This window comes from Klebsiella sp. KPN54798 (assembly GCF_021184225.1).
Classification (GTDB): Bacteria; Pseudomonadota; Gammaproteobacteria; order Enterobacterales; family Enterobacteriaceae; genus Klebsiella; species Klebsiella pneumoniae.
Genome location: NZ_CP089234.1, coordinates 4,329,190 through 4,346,559, shown reverse-complemented (window position 1 = coordinate 4,346,559; position 17,370 = coordinate 4,329,190). Strand labels below are relative to the sequence as shown.

13 protein-coding genes, 4 tRNA genes and 3 rRNA genes are annotated in these 17,370 nt (G+C 54.5%); 14 read left to right on the top strand and 6 right to left on the bottom strand.

Annotated elements, in window-relative coordinates:
- Window positions 1-220 precede the first annotated feature (220 nt).
- From LPQ25_RS20955 to dkgB, 7 genes are all read left to right on the top strand, one after another.
- Window positions 221-1,758: ribosomal RNA gene (locus LPQ25_RS20955) — 16S ribosomal RNA — on the top strand.
- A 68-nt stretch (window positions 1,759-1,826) separates the two neighbouring features.
- Window positions 1,827-1,903, top strand: a tRNA-Ile gene (locus LPQ25_RS20950).
- 36 nt (window positions 1,904-1,939) lie between these two features.
- Window positions 1,940-2,015, top strand: a tRNA-Ala gene (locus LPQ25_RS20945).
- 165 nt (window positions 2,016-2,180) lie between these two features.
- Window positions 2,181-5,078: ribosomal RNA gene (locus LPQ25_RS20940) — 23S ribosomal RNA — on the top strand.
- A gap of 96 nt (window positions 5,079-5,174) precedes the next feature.
- A 5S ribosomal RNA gene (gene rrf, locus LPQ25_RS20935) occupies window positions 5,175-5,290 on the top strand.
- The 16S, 23S and 5S rRNA genes sit together here with 3 tRNA genes alongside, the layout of an rRNA operon.
- A 57-nt stretch (window positions 5,291-5,347) precedes the next feature.
- Window positions 5,348-5,423: transfer RNA gene (locus LPQ25_RS20930), tRNA-Asp, on the top strand.
- A gap of 164 nt (window positions 5,424-5,587) precedes the next feature.
- Entirely contained in the window at window positions 5,588-6,391 is an 804-nt protein-coding gene (dkgB, locus tag LPQ25_RS20925; protein ID WP_012737430.1) for a 2,5-didehydrogluconate reductase DkgB, read from the top strand.
- Window positions 6,392-6,436: 45 nt separating this feature from the next.
- Here the strand turns inward: dkgB and yafC are convergent, their stop codons facing one another.
- A complete protein-coding gene (gene yafC / locus LPQ25_RS20920; RefSeq protein ID WP_012737431.1) occupies window positions 6,437-7,342 on the bottom strand; it encodes a DNA-binding transcriptional regulator YafC in 906 nt (301 codons plus the stop codon).
- A gap of 104 nt (window positions 7,343-7,446) precedes the next feature.
- Between yafC and LPQ25_RS20915 the strand changes: the two genes are divergently transcribed.
- The 3 genes from LPQ25_RS20915 (at window position 7,447) to LPQ25_RS20905 (ending at window position 10,399) form a co-directional block, all read left to right on the top strand.
- Window positions 7,447-8,637, top strand: a complete 1,191-nt coding sequence (locus LPQ25_RS20915) for an MFS transporter (protein ID WP_012737432.1) — start codon at window positions 7,447-7,449, stop codon at window positions 8,635-8,637.
- Between the two features lie 102 nt (window positions 8,638-8,739).
- The gene (locus tag LPQ25_RS20910) at window positions 8,740-9,537 is read left to right on the top strand and encodes an endonuclease/exonuclease/phosphatase family protein (RefSeq protein ID WP_074424925.1); all 798 of its coding nucleotides are present in this window, start codon (window positions 8,740-8,742) and stop codon (window positions 9,535-9,537) included.
- 91 nt (window positions 9,538-9,628) lie between these two features.
- Window positions 9,629-10,399 (top strand): class I SAM-dependent methyltransferase, encoded by a 771-nt coding sequence (locus LPQ25_RS20905; protein ID WP_012737434.1) that lies wholly within the window; start codon window positions 9,629-9,631, stop codon window positions 10,397-10,399.
- 57 nt (window positions 10,400-10,456) lie between these two features.
- Here the strand turns inward: LPQ25_RS20905 and mltD are convergent, their stop codons facing one another.
- Window positions 10,457-11,824, bottom strand: a complete 1,368-nt coding sequence (mltD, locus tag LPQ25_RS20900) for a murein transglycosylase D (protein WP_002889632.1) — start codon at window positions 11,822-11,824, stop codon at window positions 10,457-10,459.
- Between the two features lie 71 nt (window positions 11,825-11,895).
- A complete protein-coding gene (gloB, locus tag LPQ25_RS20895; protein WP_004145833.1) occupies window positions 11,896-12,651 on the bottom strand; it encodes a hydroxyacylglutathione hydrolase in 756 nt (251 codons plus the stop codon).
- A 32-nt stretch (window positions 12,652-12,683) separates the two neighbouring features.
- Here gloB and LPQ25_RS20890 point away from each other — a divergent pair, with 32 nt between their 5' ends.
- Complete coding sequence (locus tag LPQ25_RS20890) at window positions 12,684-13,406, top strand: class I SAM-dependent methyltransferase (protein WP_002889685.1); 723 nt, start codon at window positions 12,684-12,686, stop codon at window positions 13,404-13,406.
- On the opposite strand, the gene rnhA is transcribed toward LPQ25_RS20890, so the two are convergent.
- The gene (gene rnhA, locus LPQ25_RS20885; RefSeq protein ID WP_002889686.1) at window positions 13,403-13,870 is read right to left on the bottom strand and encodes a ribonuclease HI; all 468 of its coding nucleotides are present in this window, start codon (window positions 13,868-13,870) and stop codon (window positions 13,403-13,405) included. The two genes, LPQ25_RS20890 and rnhA, sit on opposite strands and share 4 nt — an antisense overlap.
- Before the next feature lie 64 nt (window positions 13,871-13,934).
- Between rnhA and dnaQ the strand changes: the two genes are divergently transcribed.
- Entirely contained in the window at window positions 13,935-14,666 is a 732-nt protein-coding gene (gene dnaQ / locus LPQ25_RS20880) for a DNA polymerase III subunit epsilon (RefSeq protein ID WP_014908002.1), read from the top strand.
- Window positions 14,667-14,799: 133 nt separating this feature from the next.
- Window positions 14,800-14,876 (top strand) — tRNA-Asp (locus tag LPQ25_RS20875).
- 59 nt (window positions 14,877-14,935) lie between these two features.
- On the opposite strand, the gene LPQ25_RS20870 is transcribed toward LPQ25_RS20875, so the two are convergent.
- Window positions 14,936-15,817 carry a LysR family transcriptional regulator gene (locus tag LPQ25_RS20870; protein ID WP_014908001.1) on the bottom strand — a complete coding sequence of 294 codons (882 nt, stop codon included), beginning with the start codon at window positions 15,815-15,817 and terminating at the stop codon, window positions 14,936-14,938.
- A 103-nt stretch (window positions 15,818-15,920) separates the two neighbouring features.
- Here LPQ25_RS20870 and eamB point away from each other — a divergent pair, with 103 nt between their 5' ends.
- Window positions 15,921-16,511: a cysteine/O-acetylserine transporter gene (eamB, locus tag LPQ25_RS20865; protein ID WP_004178672.1), complete on the top strand. Its 591-nt coding sequence runs from the start codon at window positions 15,921-15,923 to the stop codon at window positions 16,509-16,511.
- Window positions 16,512-16,541: 30 nt separating this feature from the next.
- Here the strand turns inward: eamB and LPQ25_RS20860 are convergent, their stop codons facing one another.
- Window positions 16,542-17,312 (bottom strand): amidohydrolase, encoded by a 771-nt coding sequence (locus tag LPQ25_RS20860; protein WP_002889689.1) that lies wholly within the window; start codon window positions 17,310-17,312, stop codon window positions 16,542-16,544.
- Between the last annotated feature and the right edge of the window lie 58 nt (window positions 17,313-17,370).

The window sequence follows — 17,370 nt, the reverse complement described above, 5'->3', positions numbered from 1 at the left end:
GAAAAACGGGTTGACTCTGAAAGAGGAAAGCGTAATATACGCCACCTCGCGACAGAGCGCTAAAGCGCGTCGCAACTGCTCTTTAACAATTTATCAGACAATCTGTGTGGGCACTCAAAGTGACATGGATTCTTAACGTCCTCGGACGAAAAATGAATACCAAGTCTCAAGAGTGAACACGTAATTCATTACGAAGTTTAATTCTTTGAGCATCAAACTTAAATTGAAGAGTTTGATCATGGCTCAGATTGAACGCTGGCGGCAGGCCTAACACATGCAAGTCGAGCGGTAGCACAGAGAGCTTGCTCTCGGGTGACGAGCGGCGGACGGGTGAGTAATGTCTGGGAAACTGCCTGATGGAGGGGGATAACTACTGGAAACGGTAGCTAATACCGCATAACGTCGCAAGACCAAAGTGGGGGACCTTCGGGCCTCATGCCATCAGATGTGCCCAGATGGGATTAGCTAGTAGGTGGGGTAACGGCTCACCTAGGCGACGATCCCTAGCTGGTCTGAGAGGATGACCAGCCACACTGGAACTGAGACACGGTCCAGACTCCTACGGGAGGCAGCAGTGGGGAATATTGCACAATGGGCGCAAGCCTGATGCAGCCATGCCGCGTGTGTGAAGAAGGCCTTCGGGTTGTAAAGCACTTTCAGCGGGGAGGAAGGCGTTAAGGTTAATAACCTTGGCGATTGACGTTACCCGCAGAAGAAGCACCGGCTAACTCCGTGCCAGCAGCCGCGGTAATACGGAGGGTGCAAGCGTTAATCGGAATTACTGGGCGTAAAGCGCACGCAGGCGGTCTGTCAAGTCGGATGTGAAATCCCCGGGCTCAACCTGGGAACTGCATTCGAAACTGGCAGGCTAGAGTCTTGTAGAGGGGGTAGAATTCCAGGTGTAGCGGTGAAATGCGTAGAGATCTGGAGGAATACCGGTGGCGAAGGCGGCCCCCTGGACAAAGACTGACGCTCAGGTGCGAAAGCGTGGGGAGCAAACAGGATTAGATACCCTGGTAGTCCACGCCGTAAACGATGTCGATTTGGAGGTTGTGCCCTTGAGGCGTGGCTTCCGGAGCTAACGCGTTAAATCGACCGCCTGGGGAGTACGGCCGCAAGGTTAAAACTCAAATGAATTGACGGGGCCCGCACAAGCGGTGGAGCATGTGGTTTAATTCGATGCAACGCGAAGAACCTTACCTGGTCTTGACATCCACAGAACTTTCCAGAGATGGATTGGTGCCTTCGGGAACTGTGAGACAGGTGCTGCATGGCTGTCGTCAGCTCGTGTTGTGAAATGTTGGGTTAAGTCCCGCAACGAGCGCAACCCTTATCCTTTGTTGCCAGCGGTCCGGCCGGGAACTCAAAGGAGACTGCCAGTGATAAACTGGAGGAAGGTGGGGATGACGTCAAGTCATCATGGCCCTTACGACCAGGGCTACACACGTGCTACAATGGCATATACAAAGAGAAGCGACCTCGCGAGAGCAAGCGGACCTCATAAAGTATGTCGTAGTCCGGATTGGAGTCTGCAACTCGACTCCATGAAGTCGGAATCGCTAGTAATCGTAGATCAGAATGCTACGGTGAATACGTTCCCGGGCCTTGTACACACCGCCCGTCACACCATGGGAGTGGGTTGCAAAAGAAGTAGGTAGCTTAACCTTCGGGAGGGCGCTTACCACTTTGTGATTCATGACTGGGGTGAAGTCGTAACAAGGTAACCGTAGGGGAACCTGCGGTTGGATCACCTCCTTACCTTAAAGAACCTGCCTTTGCAGTGCTCACACAGATTGTCTGATGAAAACAGCAGTAAAAACCTCTACAGGCTTGTAGCTCAGGTGGTTAGAGCGCACCCCTGATAAGGGTGAGGTCGGTGGTTCAAGTCCACTCAGGCCTACCAAATTTGCGAAGCAAATTTGAAGAGGTTGCAAACGATGGGGCTATAGCTCAGCTGGGAGAGCGCCTGCTTTGCACGCAGGAGGTCTGCGGTTCGATCCCGCATAGCTCCACCATCTTTACTGCGAACACAAGAAAACTTCAGAGTGAACCTGAAAAGGTGCACTGCGAAGTTTTGCTCTTTAAAAATCTGGATCAAGCTGAAAATTGAAACGACACACAGTCAATGTGTGTTCGAGTCTCTCAAATTTTCGCAATCTGAAGACATCTTCGGGTTGTGAGGTTAAGCGACTAAGCGTACACGGTGGATGCCCTGGCAGTCAGAGGCGATGAAGGACGTGCTAATCTGCGAAAAGCGTCGGTAAGGTGATATGAACCGTTATAACCGGCGATGTCCGAATGGGGAAACCCAGTGTGATTCGTCACACTATCGTTAACTGAATACATAGGTTAACGAGGCGAACCGGGGGAACTGAAACATCTAAGTACCCCGAGGAAAAGAAATCAACCGAGATTCCCCCAGTAGCGGCGAGCGAACGGGGAGCAGCCCAGAGTCTGAATCAGCTTGTGTGTTAGTGGAACGGTCTGGAAAGTCCGACGGTACAGGGTGATAGTCCCGTACACCAAAATGCACAGGCTGTGAACTCGAAGAGTAGGGCGGGACACGTGGTATCCTGTCTGAATATGGGGGACCATCCTCCAAGGCTAAATACTCCTGACTGACCGATAGTGAACCAGTACCGTGAGGGAAAGGCGAAAAGAACCCCGGCGAGGGGAGTGAAAAAGAACCTGAAACCGTGTACGTACAAGCAGTGGGAGCACCTTCGGGTGTGACTGCGTACCTTTTGTATAATGGGTCAGCGACTTATATTCTGTAGCAAGGTTAACCGTATAGGGGAGCCGCAGGGAAACCGAGTCTTAACTGGGCGTTAAGTTGCAGGGTATAGACCCGAAACCCGGTGATCTAGCCATGGGCAGGTTGAAGGTTGGGTAACACTAACTGGAGGACCGAACCGACTAATGTTGAAAAATTAGCGGATGACTTGTGGCTGGGGGTGAAAGGCCAATCAAACCGGGAGATAGCTGGTTCTCCCCGAAAGCTATTTAGGTAGCGCCTCGTGAATTCATCTTCGGGGTAGAGCACTGTTTCGGCTAGGGGGTCATCCCGACTTACCAACCCGATGCAAACTACGAATACCGAAGAATGTTATCACGGGAGACACACGGCGGGTGCTAACGTCCGTCGTGAAGAGGGAAACAACCCAGACCGCCAGCTAAGGTCCCAAAGTCATGGTTAAGTGGGAAACGATGTGGGAAGGCACAGACAGCCAGGATGTTGGCTTAGAAGCAGCCATCATTTAAAGAAAGCGTAATAGCTCACTGGTCGAGTCGGCCTGCGCGGAAGATGTAACGGGGCTAAACCATGCACCGAAGCTGCGGCAGCGACACTATGTGTTGTTGGGTAGGGGAGCGTTCTGTAAGCCTGCGAAGGTGACCTGTGAGGGTTGCTGGAGGTATCAGAAGTGCGAATGCTGACATAAGTAACGATAAAGCGGGTGAAAAGCCCGCTCGCCGGAAGACCAAGGGTTCCTGTCCAACGTTAATCGGGCAGGGTGAGTCGACCCCTAAGGCGAGGCCGAAAGGCGTAGTCGATGGGAAACAGGTTAATATTCCTGTACTTGGTGTTACTGCGAAGGGGGGACGGAGAAGGCTATGTTAGCCGGGCGACGGTTGTCCCGGTTTAAGCATGTAGGCTGGTTATCCAGGCAAATCCGGATAATCAAGGCTGAGGTGTGATGACGAGGCACTACGGTGCTGAAGTAACAAATGCCCTGCTTCCAGGAAAAGCCTCTAAGCATCAGGTAACATCAAATCGTACCCCAAACCGACACAGGTGGTCAGGTAGAGAATACCAAGGCGCTTGAGAGAACTCGGGTGAAGGAACTAGGCAAAATGGTGCCGTAACTTCGGGAGAAGGCACGCTGGTGTGTAGGTGAAGTCCCTGCGGATGGAGCTGAGACCAGTCGAAGATACCAGCTGGCTGCAACTGTTTATTAAAAACACAGCACTGTGCAAACACGAAAGTGGACGTATACGGTGTGACGCCTGCCCGGTGCCGGAAGGTTAATTGATGGGGTTATCCGTAAGGAGAAGCTCTTGATCGAAGCCCCGGTAAACGGCGGCCGTAACTATAACGGTCCTAAGGTAGCGAAATTCCTTGTCGGGTAAGTTCCGACCTGCACGAATGGCGTAATGATGGCCAGGCTGTCTCCACCCGAGACTCAGTGAAATTGAACTCGCTGTGAAGATGCAGTGTACCCGCGGCAAGACGGAAAGACCCCGTGAACCTTTACTATAGCTTGACACTGAACATTGAGCCTTGATGTGTAGGATAGGTGGGAGGCTTTGAAGCGTGGACGCCAGTCTGCGTGGAGCCAACCTTGAAATACCACCCTTTAATGTTTGATGTTCTAACGTTGGCCCCTTATCGGGGTTGCGGACAGTGTCTGGTGGGTAGTTTGACTGGGGCGGTCTCCTCCCAAAGCGTAACGGAGGAGCACGAAGGTTAGCTAATCCTGGTCGGACATCAGGAGGTTAGTGCAATGGCATAAGCTAGCTTGACTGCGAGCGTGACGGCGCGAGCAGGTGCGAAAGCAGGTCATAGTGATCCGGTGGTTCTGAATGGAAGGGCCATCGCTCAACGGATAAAAGGTACTCCGGGGATAACAGGCTGATACCGCCCAAGAGTTCATATCGACGGCGGTGTTTGGCACCTCGATGTCGGCTCATCACATCCTGGGGCTGAAGTAGGTCCCAAGGGTATGGCTGTTCGCCATTTAAAGTGGTACGCGAGCTGGGTTTAGAACGTCGTGAGACAGTTCGGTCCCTATCTGCCGTGGGCGCTGGAGAATTGAGGGGGCTGCTCCTAGTACGAGAGGACCGGAGTGGACGCATCACTGGTGTTCGGGTTGTCATGCCAATGGCACTGCCCGGTAGCTAAATGCGGAAGAGATAAGTGCTGAAAGCATCTAAGCACGAAACTTGCCCCGAGATGAGTTCTCCCTGAGACTTTAAGTCTCCTGAAGGAACGTTGAAGACGACGACGTTGATAGGCCGGGTGTGTAAGCGCAGCGATGCGTTGAGCTAACCGGTACTAATGAACCGTGAGGCTTAACCTTACAACGCCGAAGATGTTTTGGCGGATTGAGAGAATTTTCAGCTCTGATACAGATTAATCGATACGTTGGTAAGACGTGTTGATAAAACAGAATTTGCCTGGCGGCACTAGCGCGGTGGTCCCACCTGACCCCATGCCGAACTCAGAAGTGAAACGCCGTAGCGCCGATGGTAGTGTGGGGTCTCCCCATGTGAGAGTAGGGAACTGCCAGGCATCAAATTGCAGTAAGCCGGGGTGACAACCGGTGGTAATAAAGCGAAGAAATTCGGTGGAGCGGTAGTTCAGTCGGTTAGAATACCTGCCTGTCACGCAGGGGTCGCGGGTTCGAGTCCCGTCCGTTCCGCCACTTATTAAGAGCCCTGAGCATTTGCTCAGGGCTTTTTTGTTTGATCTGTTCTCTATTATTGCTAATTCAGCAAAAATCCTCTGCATTAATCGCTCTTTTTCCCCTCCACACCATCAGCCATAATTTCATCCGTTAACCGAAATGAAGAAATAACGAGGAAAATCATGGCAATCCCTGCATTTGGTCTTGGCACCTTCCGTCTGAAAGATGATGTTGTTATCGCATCCGTAAAAACCGCGCTGGAGCTGGGCTATCGTGCTATCGACACCGCGCAAATCTATGACAACGAAGCCGCGGTGGGTCAGGCTATCGCCGAAAGCGGCGTGCCGCGTGATGAGCTGTTCATCACTACCAAAATCTGGATCGAGAACCTGAGCAAAGACAAACTCATCGCCAGCCTGCAAGAAAGTCTGCAGAAGCTGCGCACGGACTATGTTGACCTGACGCTCATCCACTGGCCGTCACCGAACGATGCGGTTGCCGTTGAAGAGTTTATGGCAGCCCTGATGGAAGCGAAGAAGCTGGGTCTGACCCGTCAGATTGGTATCTCCAACTTCACTATTCCACTGATGGAGCGCGCGATTGCCGCCGTTGGCGCTGAAAACATTGCGACCAACCAGATTGAACTCTCGCCGTATCTGCAAAACAGTAAAGTCGTCGACTGGGCACGTGAGCACGGCATCCACATCACCTCTTACATGACGCTGGCTTATGGTAAGGCGCTGAAAGATGAAGTGATTGCCCGTATCGCGGCGAAACATAATGCGACTCCGGCGCAGGTTATCCTGGCATGGGCGATGGGCGAGGGGTACGCGGTGATCCCGTCCTCGACGAAGCGTGATAACCTGGCCAGCAACCTGAAGGCGCTGGATCTGCAGTTGGATGATGAAGATCGACAGGCGATCGCTGCGCTGGATTGCAACGATCGGCTGGTGAGCCCGGAAGGTCTGGCGCCGCAGTGGGATTAATCACTCGCTACCGGTATGCCGTTCGCCTTGCAGACCGAGATGGTATTACGACAGCTCCTTCGGGAGCTGTTTTACGTGGTCGCTCAGAAAATCAATAAATGCCCTGATGTGAGTGCTGACCGCCCGGTCGCTGTAATAGACGGCACTGAAAGGCATTTCCACCGGTAAGCGCTTATCCGCCAGTAGCTCGACAAACTCTCCGCTGGCAATCTCTTTATCCACCATGTAATCCGACAGGCAGGCAATACCGTTGCCGGTCAGGCACAGCTGCTTGAGCGTTTCGCCGCTATTGGATGACACCGCCGCTTCGATCTCTAACAGCTGGCCATCGCAACAGGAGACCGGCCAGGTATTCAGCGATACCGGCTCGGTGAAGCCGAGGCAGTGATGCTGTTTCAGATCGGATGGATGCTGCGGCATACCGTAGCGCGCGACATAGTCGGGCGAGGCGACGATCTTACGATAGCTGGTAAACAGCGGTCGGGCGCGCAGGCTGGAATCCGTTAAGGTCCCGGCCCGAATGGCCACATCCACTTTCCGTTCAATCAGATTGATAAACGTCTCAGACGAGACGAGCGACAGCGTCATTTCCGGGTAGCGCTCGCGAAATGGCTTCACCAGCGGCATGAGAAAATGCAGCATCACCGGCGTCGCGGCATCAACCCGCAGCAGGCCCCGCGGCGTCGTGCGCGTCTCCAGCAGATCGTTCTCTGCCGCCGCCATTTCCTGCAAGACCACCTGCATCCGGCGAAAATAGCGCTCGCCTTCTTCTGTCAGGCTGAGCTGGCGGGTGGTCCGATTGAGCAGGCTTACGCCTAGCTTTGATTCCAGCTTTTTGACCGCCCGGCTGACGGCGGAGTTGGCCTGTCCGAGCTGCTCGGCCGCCCGGCTGAAACTCCCGCTTTCCACCACCGCCACAAAGATGGCGATCTCCTCTGATGTGGCTCTCATTATTGCACCTATAGCAAAATTCTATTGATACTTTGATAGTTTTTGTTATTTATACAACCCTTCATACTACGTGTCATCTTAATCCTGATGCTACGGAGTAAATTATGCCACTGGCGCTATTTGCCTTAACCATCGGTGCCTTCGCAATTGGCACCACTGAATTTGTGATTGTCGGCCTGGTCCCGACCATTGCTCAGCAACTCTCTATCTCCCTGCCTTCGGCGGGACTGCTGGTCTCTATCTACGCGCTGGGCGTGGCGATCGGCGCCCCGGTACTGACGGCGTTGACCGGGCGTATGCCGCGTAAACAGCTGCTGCTGGCGCTGATGGTGCTGTTTACGGCGGGTAACATACTGGCCTGGCAGGCCCCTGGCTATGAAACGCTGATCCTGGCGCGACTGCTGACTGGTCTGGCGCACGGCGTGTTCTTTTCTATCGGCTCGACAATCGCCACCAGCCTGGTGGCAAAAGAGAAAGCAGCCTCGGCCATCGCCATTATGTTCGGTGGCCTGACGGTCGCGCTGGTGACCGGCGTTCCCTTTGGCACCTTTATTGGCCAGCATTTCGGCTGGCGGGAAACCTTCCTCGCGGTATCGATTCTCGGGGTGATTGCGCTAATCAGCAGTCTGATTCTGGTGCCGAATAATATTCCGGGCCGCGCCAGCGCCAGCCTGCGCGATCAGCTGAAAGTATTAACCCATCCGCGCCTGCTGATGATCTACGCCATTACCGCGCTGGGCTATGGCGGCGTGTTTACCGCTTTTACCTTCCTGGCGCCGATGATGCAGGAGCTGGCCGGCTTCAGCCCGTCAGCGGTGAGCTGGATCCTGCTGGGCTATGGTGTCTCGGTGGCTATAGGTAACGTGTGGGGCGGCAAACTGGCCGATAAGCATGGCGCCGTCTCCGCGCTGAAGTTTATCTTCGCCGCGCTGGTGCTACTGCTGCTGGTCTTCCAGCTGACCGCCAGCGTTCACTATGCAGCGCTGGCGACAGTGCTGGTGATGGGCGTTTTCGCCTTCGGCAACGTGCCGGGTCTGCAGGTCTATGTGGTGCAAAAAGCAGAGCAGTATACCCCGGGGGCTGTCGACATCGCTTCCGGCCTGAATATTGCCGCCTTTAACGTCGGCATCGCGCTGGGGTCGATCGTCGGTGGACAGACGGTCGAGCGGTACGGTTTGGCGCAGACGCCGTGGATTGGCGCGATGATTGTGCTGGTCGCTTTGCTGTTGGTGGTCCTGAGCGGACGTTTAGATAAATTGCCACGCCGTTCGGCAGCGCTTTCTCCCGAAGGCTAAGGGTTTCTCGCAATTTGCATTGAAAGTGTATGGGAAAATCCCTATAACAGAATAACCAGTCGTCGTCGGGCTGGTTTCTGTTATCGAGGATTAATGCCCAAATTGCGAAAGAACACCTACGCCATGCGCTATGTCGCCGGACAACCTGCGGAGAGAATATTGCCTCCGGGGGCGTTTGCGGGCGTGAGTCCGGTTTATCCCGCCGGCACGCCGTTAAGCAGCGATGAGAAGATCCGCGTGCTGGTATGGAATATCTTCAAGCAGCAGCGCGCAGAGTGGCAGTCGGTCCTCAAAAATTTCGGCAAAGATGCGCATTTGGTCCTGTTGCAGGAGGCGCAAACCACCCCAGAACTGGTCCGGTTCGCGACTTCAAACTATCTGGCCGCCGATCAGGTGCCGGCGCTGGTATTGCCGCAGCATCCTTCCGGCGTAATGACGCTGGCCTCCGCGCACCCCATCTATTGCTGTCCGCTGCGCGAGCGCGAGCCTATTTTGCGATTGCCGAAATCGGCGTTAGTGACCGTTTATCCGCTGCCGAATGCGCGGTTGTTGATGGTAGTCAATATCCATGCCGTCAACTTTAGCCTTGGCGTCGACGTCTACAGCAAACAGCTGCTGCCAATTGGCGATCAGATCGCCCATCACAGCGGGCCGGTGATCATGGCCGGCGACTTCAATGCCTGGAGCCGGCCGCGGATGAATGCGCTGTACCGCTTTGCGCGTGAGATGTCGTTACGCGAAGTTCGTTTCTCAGACGATCAGCGCCGCCGCGCGTTTGGTCGTCCCCTCGATTTTGTGTTCTACCGTGGGTTAAGCGTGCACGATGCTTCCGTGCTGGTGACCCGCGCCTCCGACCACAACCCGCTACTAGTCGAATTCAGTCCCGGCAAGCCTGATTAATTTAAGGTTGGTCAGGCCTGCCATGGGGCAGGCCTGCGCATGCATGGTGCTGCCTTTTATTACTCAAAAAAAACCGTAAGGACAAGACAACATGACAACACGCTCTCACCATGACAACGTCGAAAAGCAGTTCGGCTCCCAGGCCAGCGCCTATCTGACCAGCGCCGTACACGCCTCTGGTCGCGATCTGCAGCGGCTGGCGGAACGGCTGGCTGATTTTCCTCAGGCGAAAGTGCTGGATATGGGCTGCGGGGCAGGGCACGCCAGCTTTACCGCGGCGGGACAGGTTGCCGAGGTGACCGCCTATGATTTATCGAGCCAGATGCTGGAGGTCGTTGCCGCCGCGGCAAAGGAGAAAGGTTTTAGCAATATCGTGACCCAGCAGGGGTACGCCGAAACGCTGCCGTTCGCTGATGTCAGCTTTGATGTGGTGATTAGCCGCTACTCCGCTCACCACTGGCATGACGTTGGCCAGGCGCTGCGTGAGGTGAAACGTGTTCTCAAGCCGGGCGGGGTGATTATCGTGATGGACGTGATGTCGCCGGGTCATCCGGTACGTGATGTCTGGCTGCAGACGGTGGAAGCCCTGCGCGACACCTCGCATGTGCGTAATTATTCCAGCGGCGAGTGGTTGACGCTGGCGACTGAAGCGGGGCTGGTGGTTAACCAGTTGTTGACCGATCGCCTGCCGCTGGAGTTCAGTTCATGGGTGGCGCGGATGCGTACTCCTGAGCCGCTGGTGGAGGCGATTCGCTTATATCAGCAGAGCGCTTCGGCGGAGGTCAAAGCGTACTTCGAGTTACAGGAGGACGGATCGTTTACCAGCGATACCATTCTGTTCGAAGCGCATAAAGCGGTTTAATTTAGGCAATAAAAAAGGCACCGGGGAAGTCGGTGCCTTTTTGTCGAACCAGAGGTATCAGGACTCTGGTCGATCGCTGTTTTTCACAAACAACGTTAGCTGATCGCCTGGGCGCAGGTTGTCGGTATCGCTGTTCCAGCGCATCACGTCGCGAATATTAACGCCGTGACGTTTGGCGATGCTCGACAGCGAATCGCCTTTACGAACGCGATAGGTGATGCTATCGCTGTTGTTCGCCAGACGCTGGGCGCTGCTGCCTGCGCCAATAACCAGATTCTGCCCAACCTTTAATCCAGAGCCGCGCAGGTTATTCCACTGCTGCAGATCGCGGGTCGTCACACCAAGACGGGAAGCTATCCCGGAAATGGTGTCGCCGGAACGCACCTTATAGCTACGGCTGGTCAGCGGCGTATTGTCCGCGAGCTGCGTCGGCTGCACGGCGGCAATGTCGCCAGAGGCCAGCGATTCACGCAGCTGTGCGGCGTGCTTCTGCGGCACCATGACGTACTTTGGCCCGCTCGCGCCCAGCGTTGACCCTTTTACGCCCGCATTGAACGTCTTCAGCTTGCTGACCGGCATACCGGCCATGTCCGCGAGCTGAGAAATATCAACCGGACTGTCGAGGCGAACGCGCGCCAGCGCACGGCTTTCATCAGCCGTAGGCAGCTTTACGCCGTAACGTTTGCTGTTTTTGAGAATGTCGCTCAATGCCAGCATTTTCGGGACGTAGATTTTCGTTTCATGCGGCAGAGACAGCGACCAGAAATCGGTGGGTTTGCCACGCGAACGGTTCGCTTTTACTGCCTTCATGACCCGGCCTTCGCCGCTGTTATAGGCTGCGACCGTTAACAACCAGTCGCCGTCGAACATTTTGTTCAGACGTTGCATCATGTCCAGCGCCGCGGTAGTAGACGCGACGACATCACGACGCGCATCGTAACTGCGGGTCTGTTTTAAACCATAATTGCGCCCTGTGCTCGGAATGATCTGCCAAATGCCTGCGGCATTGGCGCCAGACGTCGCGTGTGGGTCAAAAGCGCTCTCCACTATGGGTAGTAATACCAGTTCCATTGGCATGTTACGTTTCTTAACCTGCCCGGCTATCCAGTACATATACGGCTCTGCCCGTAAAGTTACATCGTGGAGATAGCTCTTATTTCTTAAGTACTTCTGTTTCTGTTCGCGAATCCGGGGATTATCCGGTATTCCCATCTTTAGCTCGTCGCCTATGGAAGTCCACAGATCCTGGTCTTGCGCGTAGAAGGTTCCATCATCTAACCAGCGCGCTTGACTTGTGAACTTGCCTGCTTCCCCTTGACCAGCCGCAGAAAGGCTCTGTGCTCGCTGTTCGACGGTGCCATCGTGCTTAGACGCCTGGCACCCCACCAGCAGGACAGAGGCGAGTAATATCGCTCGTGCCTTCATGTGTGTGTCAATAGTTGCTTAAAAGACGACCAAGGATAACGGCGAAGTTGGCCGATGACAAGAATTAAATATCAGAAGTCATCTTTCTTTGACCTTAACCATGCAAATCGCGCCACAGAGTGTTGCAAATTTGTTTCTTTGTTAATTTTGTCAATTAAATCAATATCATTTACGCGTAAAAATAAATTTATACGCCGCTCATTTTTCAGAGTTACGGGTAGTGTTTTTTGTTTTTTTGCACGTAACTCATTAACTTTATGATAGTAATCGTTTATGTCCCTATCATCTGGCAGGATACTCAATGCAAACTTCATATTCGCTAACGTATATTCATGTGCGCAACATATGAGGGTTTCTTCAGGAAGGGCATTAATTTTCATAAATGATTGATACATCTGCTCTGCTGTACCTTCGAACAGCCTTCCGCAGCCGCCGGAAAACATCGTATCGCCACAGAACAGATAAGGTTCGCTGTAGTAACAGATATGTCCTAATGTGTGACCTGGCGTAGAGAAAATGGAAAAATCGTGCCCGAGAATTGACAGCCGATCGCCATCGCCTACCACCTGAGTGACGCCTTTATCCTGGGTTTCCGCCGGCCCGTAAACCACTATAGAAGGGAATTTTTCACGTAATTGTTTTACGCCGCCGACGTGATCCTGATGATGATGGGTCAATAAAATAGCCTCGGGCTGCCACTGGTTTTCCTCGATGGCTGCCAGAACCGGCGCGGCTTCGCCTGGATCTACGATGATGCAGCGGCCGTTATTCTCACTGAGAACCCAGATGTAGTTGTCCTGAAACGCGGGAATACTGATAAGATTCATAAATTACCTCTAAAGCGTAGCGGAAGGTGGCAATGAAGCCGGCAAGGATACCTCACACAGTGACAGCGCCTGAGCATTGGTCCAGTATGCCGTGGGGCGAATACTATCGCGAAACGCTGGAGCAGCAGATGAAACCGTGGCTGGCTAAATTATATGGCTTTCATCTGCTTAAGATTGGCAATCTGAGCGCGGAAATCAATACCGAAGCTTGCGCCATCTCGCACCAGGTGAATGTCTCGCTGGCGGGAAATCCAATGCAGGTCCGGGCTGACCCGCTGCATTTACCCTTTGCCGAAAAGTCCGTTGACGCCTGCCTGCTGGCGCACACCCTGCCGTGGTGTAGCGATCCGCATCGTCTGCTGCGGGAAGCCGATCGTGTACTGATCGATGATGGCTGGATGATCCTGACCGGGTTTAATCCGGTCAGCCTGATGGGGTTGCGTAAGCTGGTGCCGGTCCTGCGCAAAGGAACGCCTTATAATAGCCGTATGTTTACGCTGATGCGCCAGCTGGACTGGCTGGCGCTGCTCAACTTTGAAGTGCTGCACTATGGACGTTACCAGGTTTTGCCCTGGTCGCGCCATGGCGGCAAATTGTTGAGCACCCATCTGCCGGCGCTGGGCTGTTTGCAATTGATTGTCGCCCGCAAACGGACCATTCCGCTGACGCTCAATCCGATGAAATCCGGCAAAGCGAAAACTCAGCTGCGGCCGGCGGTGGGCGCCACCCGGCAGTGGCGCAAAGGGCAGAATTAACTCTCAGGCAGGTAGCCGACATCGTCCAGTGTGGGGTGGGAGGCCGCCGCGCGCGCCAACTCGTCGCAGCGTTCATTTTCAGGATGGCCGGCGTGGCCCTTTACCCATTCCCATTTAATTTTATGCTGGCCAAGCGCGGCGTCCAGCCGCTGCCAGAGGTCGACATTTTTCACCGGCTTTTTCTCTGCCGTTTTCCAGCCGCGCTTTTTCCAGTTGTGGATCCACTGGGTGATCCCCTGACGAACATACTGGCTGTCAGTGCTGAGCACCACTTCGCAATGCTCTTTTAACGCTTCCAGGGCAACAATTGCCGCCATCAGTTCCATGCGGTTATTGGTGGTCAGACGGTAGCCAGCGCTGAAGGTTTTTTCGTGCTGGCGGTAGCGCATGATGGCGCCGTAGCCGCCAGGTCCTGGATTACCCAGGCAAGAGCCGTCGGTGAAAATTTCTACCTGTTTGAGCATCTCTGGTAGACTTCCTGTAATTGAAATCGATTTGTAAACGATAAGTCTGACATAAATGACCGCTATGAGCACTGCAATTACGCGCCAGATTGTTCTCGATACCGAAACCACCGGTATGAACCAGATCGGGGCACACTACGAAGGACACAAGATCATTGAGATCGGCGCCGTGGAGGTGATCAACCGCCGCCTGACCGGTAACAATTTTCACGTCTACCTGAAGCCCGATCGGCTGGTGGATCCTGAAGCATTCGGCGTACACGGGATCGCCGATGAGTTCCTGCTGGATAAACCTACCTTTGCCGAGGTGGCTGATGAGTTTATGGATTACATCCGCGGCGCGGAGCTGGTGATCCATAACGCCTCGTTCGATATCGGCTTTATGGATTATGAATTCAGTAAGCTAAACCGCGGCATCGGAAAAACCGAGACCTTTTGTAAAATCACCGACAGTTTGGCGCTGGCGCGGAAAATGTTTCCAGGCAAGCGCAACAGCCTCGATGCGCTATGTTCGCGTTACGAAATAGACAACAGCAAGCGTACGCTGCACGGGGCGTTGCTCGATGCCCAGATCCTTGCCGATGTCTATTTGATGATGACCGGCGGCCAGACTTCGATGGCGTTCTCTATGGAAGGCGAAAGCCAGCAGCAGGCGGGAGAGATGGGAATTCAGCGCGTCGTCCGCGCCGGCAGTCAGTTACGCGTGGTTTATGCCTCAGATGAAGAACTGGCGAACCATGAATCCCGCCTCGACCTGGTACAAAAGAAAGGCGGAAGCTGCCTGTGGCGTGCCTGATAGCCACTAAAATGAATTAAAAATAGGCGGTTGGGTGATTTTTGCAGCAAACGATTCAAAATGGTAGAAAAAGCGTTGACGGGGTAGAGGGGAATCCGTAATATTCGCCTCGTTCCCAACGGAACAACAACGCGGAGCGGTAGTTCAGTCGGTTAGAATACCTGCCTGTCACGCAGGGGGTCGCGGGTTCGAGTCCCGTCCGTTCCGCCACTATTCAGAAAGCCTGAGTCAGCAATGATTCAGGCTTTCGTCGTTTTCGTCGCCGAATTTCAGCGCGCCTCTTGTTCCTCCTGCATGCACTGCATAAATACCCGCATCGCCGGACTGATAGCCTTCCCGGCATGGTGGGCGCAGAGCGCATGGATCGTCAATGGCGTCTCGCTGAATGGCAGCTCAACCAGCGTCCCGCGCTTGAGCTCGTCCTCCACCGCAAAGCGTGGCAGAAAACTCACTCCCAGATTTCCCGCCACGCACTGCTTGATACTCTCAATACTCCACAGCTCAATGGTGTTCTCCAGAGTAATTTCGCGCTGGCGCAGGGTGCTTTCAAAAATCTGCCGGAACACGCACTGGGGTTCGTTGATGATAAAGCTCAGCGGGATATGCTGCCGCGGGCGCATGAAGTCTACCGGCGCCTGCTCGACCGATGCGACCAGCGTCAGCGACTGCTGGCCAAGCTCCATTATCGTGAGCGCGTCATCGTTACCCACCCGGTAAAACACCCCCAAATCGACCTCGTCGGCAAGCAACGCATCGCGGATGCTGTAGCAGTTGAGCGACTGCAGCGACAGGCGCACTTTCGGAGCGCGTTGCTTAAAACGCTGCAGCACCCGCGGCATTTTATACGCCAGCAGCGTTTCGCCAGTGGCGACGCGAAGTTCGCCGCCGGGCTCATCGTCCTGGCGTGCCGCCTGACGAATCGAGGCCATCACTTTAGTCAGGTCGTAGACATGCGGCAGGACCTTCTTACCGGCGGCGGTGAGACACATCCGCCGGCCGATTTTCTCAAACAGCGGAATGGCAAGCTCCTGCTCCAGCTGCTGGATATGAAAAGTCACGGTGGACTGAGTGCAGCATAGTTTCTGCGCCGCGCACAGAAAGGAACCTTCTTCGACAACAGTTTTGAAGGTGATGAAGCGTCGCAGATCCATATTTCCTCTTTGTATCGATATTATCGAAGCGAGAATGAAAAAATATTCATTTTTTTAAATTATCAGCTTCGGGTAGTGTCTGCCAGACAAGAGGAGAAAACCCGTGACACCTACCCTGATTAGCGCCTTTTTAACTTACACTTTGATCACCGCCCTGACACCCGGGCCCAACAATATCCTGGCGCTGAGCAGCGTCACCTCCCATGGTCTACGCCGCAGCCTGCGGGTGCTGGCCGGGATGAGCGTCGGGTTTATTATCACTATGTTGATTTGCGCGGCTTTAACCTTTTCGCTGGTTGAACTCGACTCACGCTTTACCCTGGTATTGGGATGGATTGGCGCGGCGTACATCCTGTGGCTGGCCTGGCAGATTGCCAAAAGCAAACCGGCGACAGGGACGCCGAGTGTAGAACCGGTAGGCTTTTGGGCGAGTCTGGGGCTACAGTTCGTCAACGTTAAAATTATTCTGTATGGCATCACCGCGCTTTCTACCTTTGTTCTGCCCGTTACTCGCGAGCCTGTTTGGCTTATCAGCGTGAGTCTGCTGCTGGCGGCGATTGGCGCGCTGGGAAATCTGTGCTGGGCGCTGGCGGGGCATCTGTTTCAGCGCCTGTTTTTGCTGTACGGGCGGCAACTGAACTGGATGCTGGCAGCGTTATTGGTCTACTGTGCTGTGCGGATCGTGGTGGAATAAAAAGGGAGCGCAGCGGCTCCCGAAGGGTGATTAGCCGATAGTGAAAGGATCGGCATCGCGCCAGGCGGGGAATTTTTCACGATATTCCTGAAGGGCGCTCAGCGACAGCTCGGCATCAAGACGAGTGGCCTGATGCGGATCGGCGGTGGCGATAATCTCCCCCTGGGGATTGATAATCCGACTATCGCCGCGGTAATGATGGCCGTTGCCGTCAGTGCCAACCCGGTTACAGCCGGCGACATAGGCCTGGTTTTCAATCGCGCGGGCGATCAGCAGCGACTGCCAGTGCAGCGAGCGCGGCGCCGGCCAGTTGGCGACATACAGCGCCAAATCATAGTCGTTCTGATTACGCGACCATACCGGAAAGCGCAGGTCGTAACAGACCAGCGGCAGGATCCGCCATCCACGCCATTCAAAGACCACGCGCTGGTTTCCGGCCTCATAGTGATGATGTTCATCGGCCATACGGAACAGGTGCCGTTTATCATAATGGTGCACCGTACCGTCAGGCTCGACCAGCAGGAAGCGGTTAACAGCGCCGTGTTCAGTTTGCAGCGCAGCGCTGCCGGCAATCAGCGCCTGGGATTGCGCGGCCCGGGCATGCATCCACTCCACCACGTCGGCCTCGGGTAAAGACTGTTTTGCCGCTTCCATGGCAAAGCCGGTGGTAAACATCTCTGGTAAGACAATCACATCGCGCCCGGTGATTCCTTCCAGTTGGCGATCAAAATGGCGCAGGTTGGCAGGGCCGTCCATCCAGACCAGCGGTTGTTGCAACAGCGAAATTTTCAGGCCAGGCACAATGGTCAACTCCATTCTCATGAGGGGGTTAGGTTAACTGTAACACCATATCAGCCGC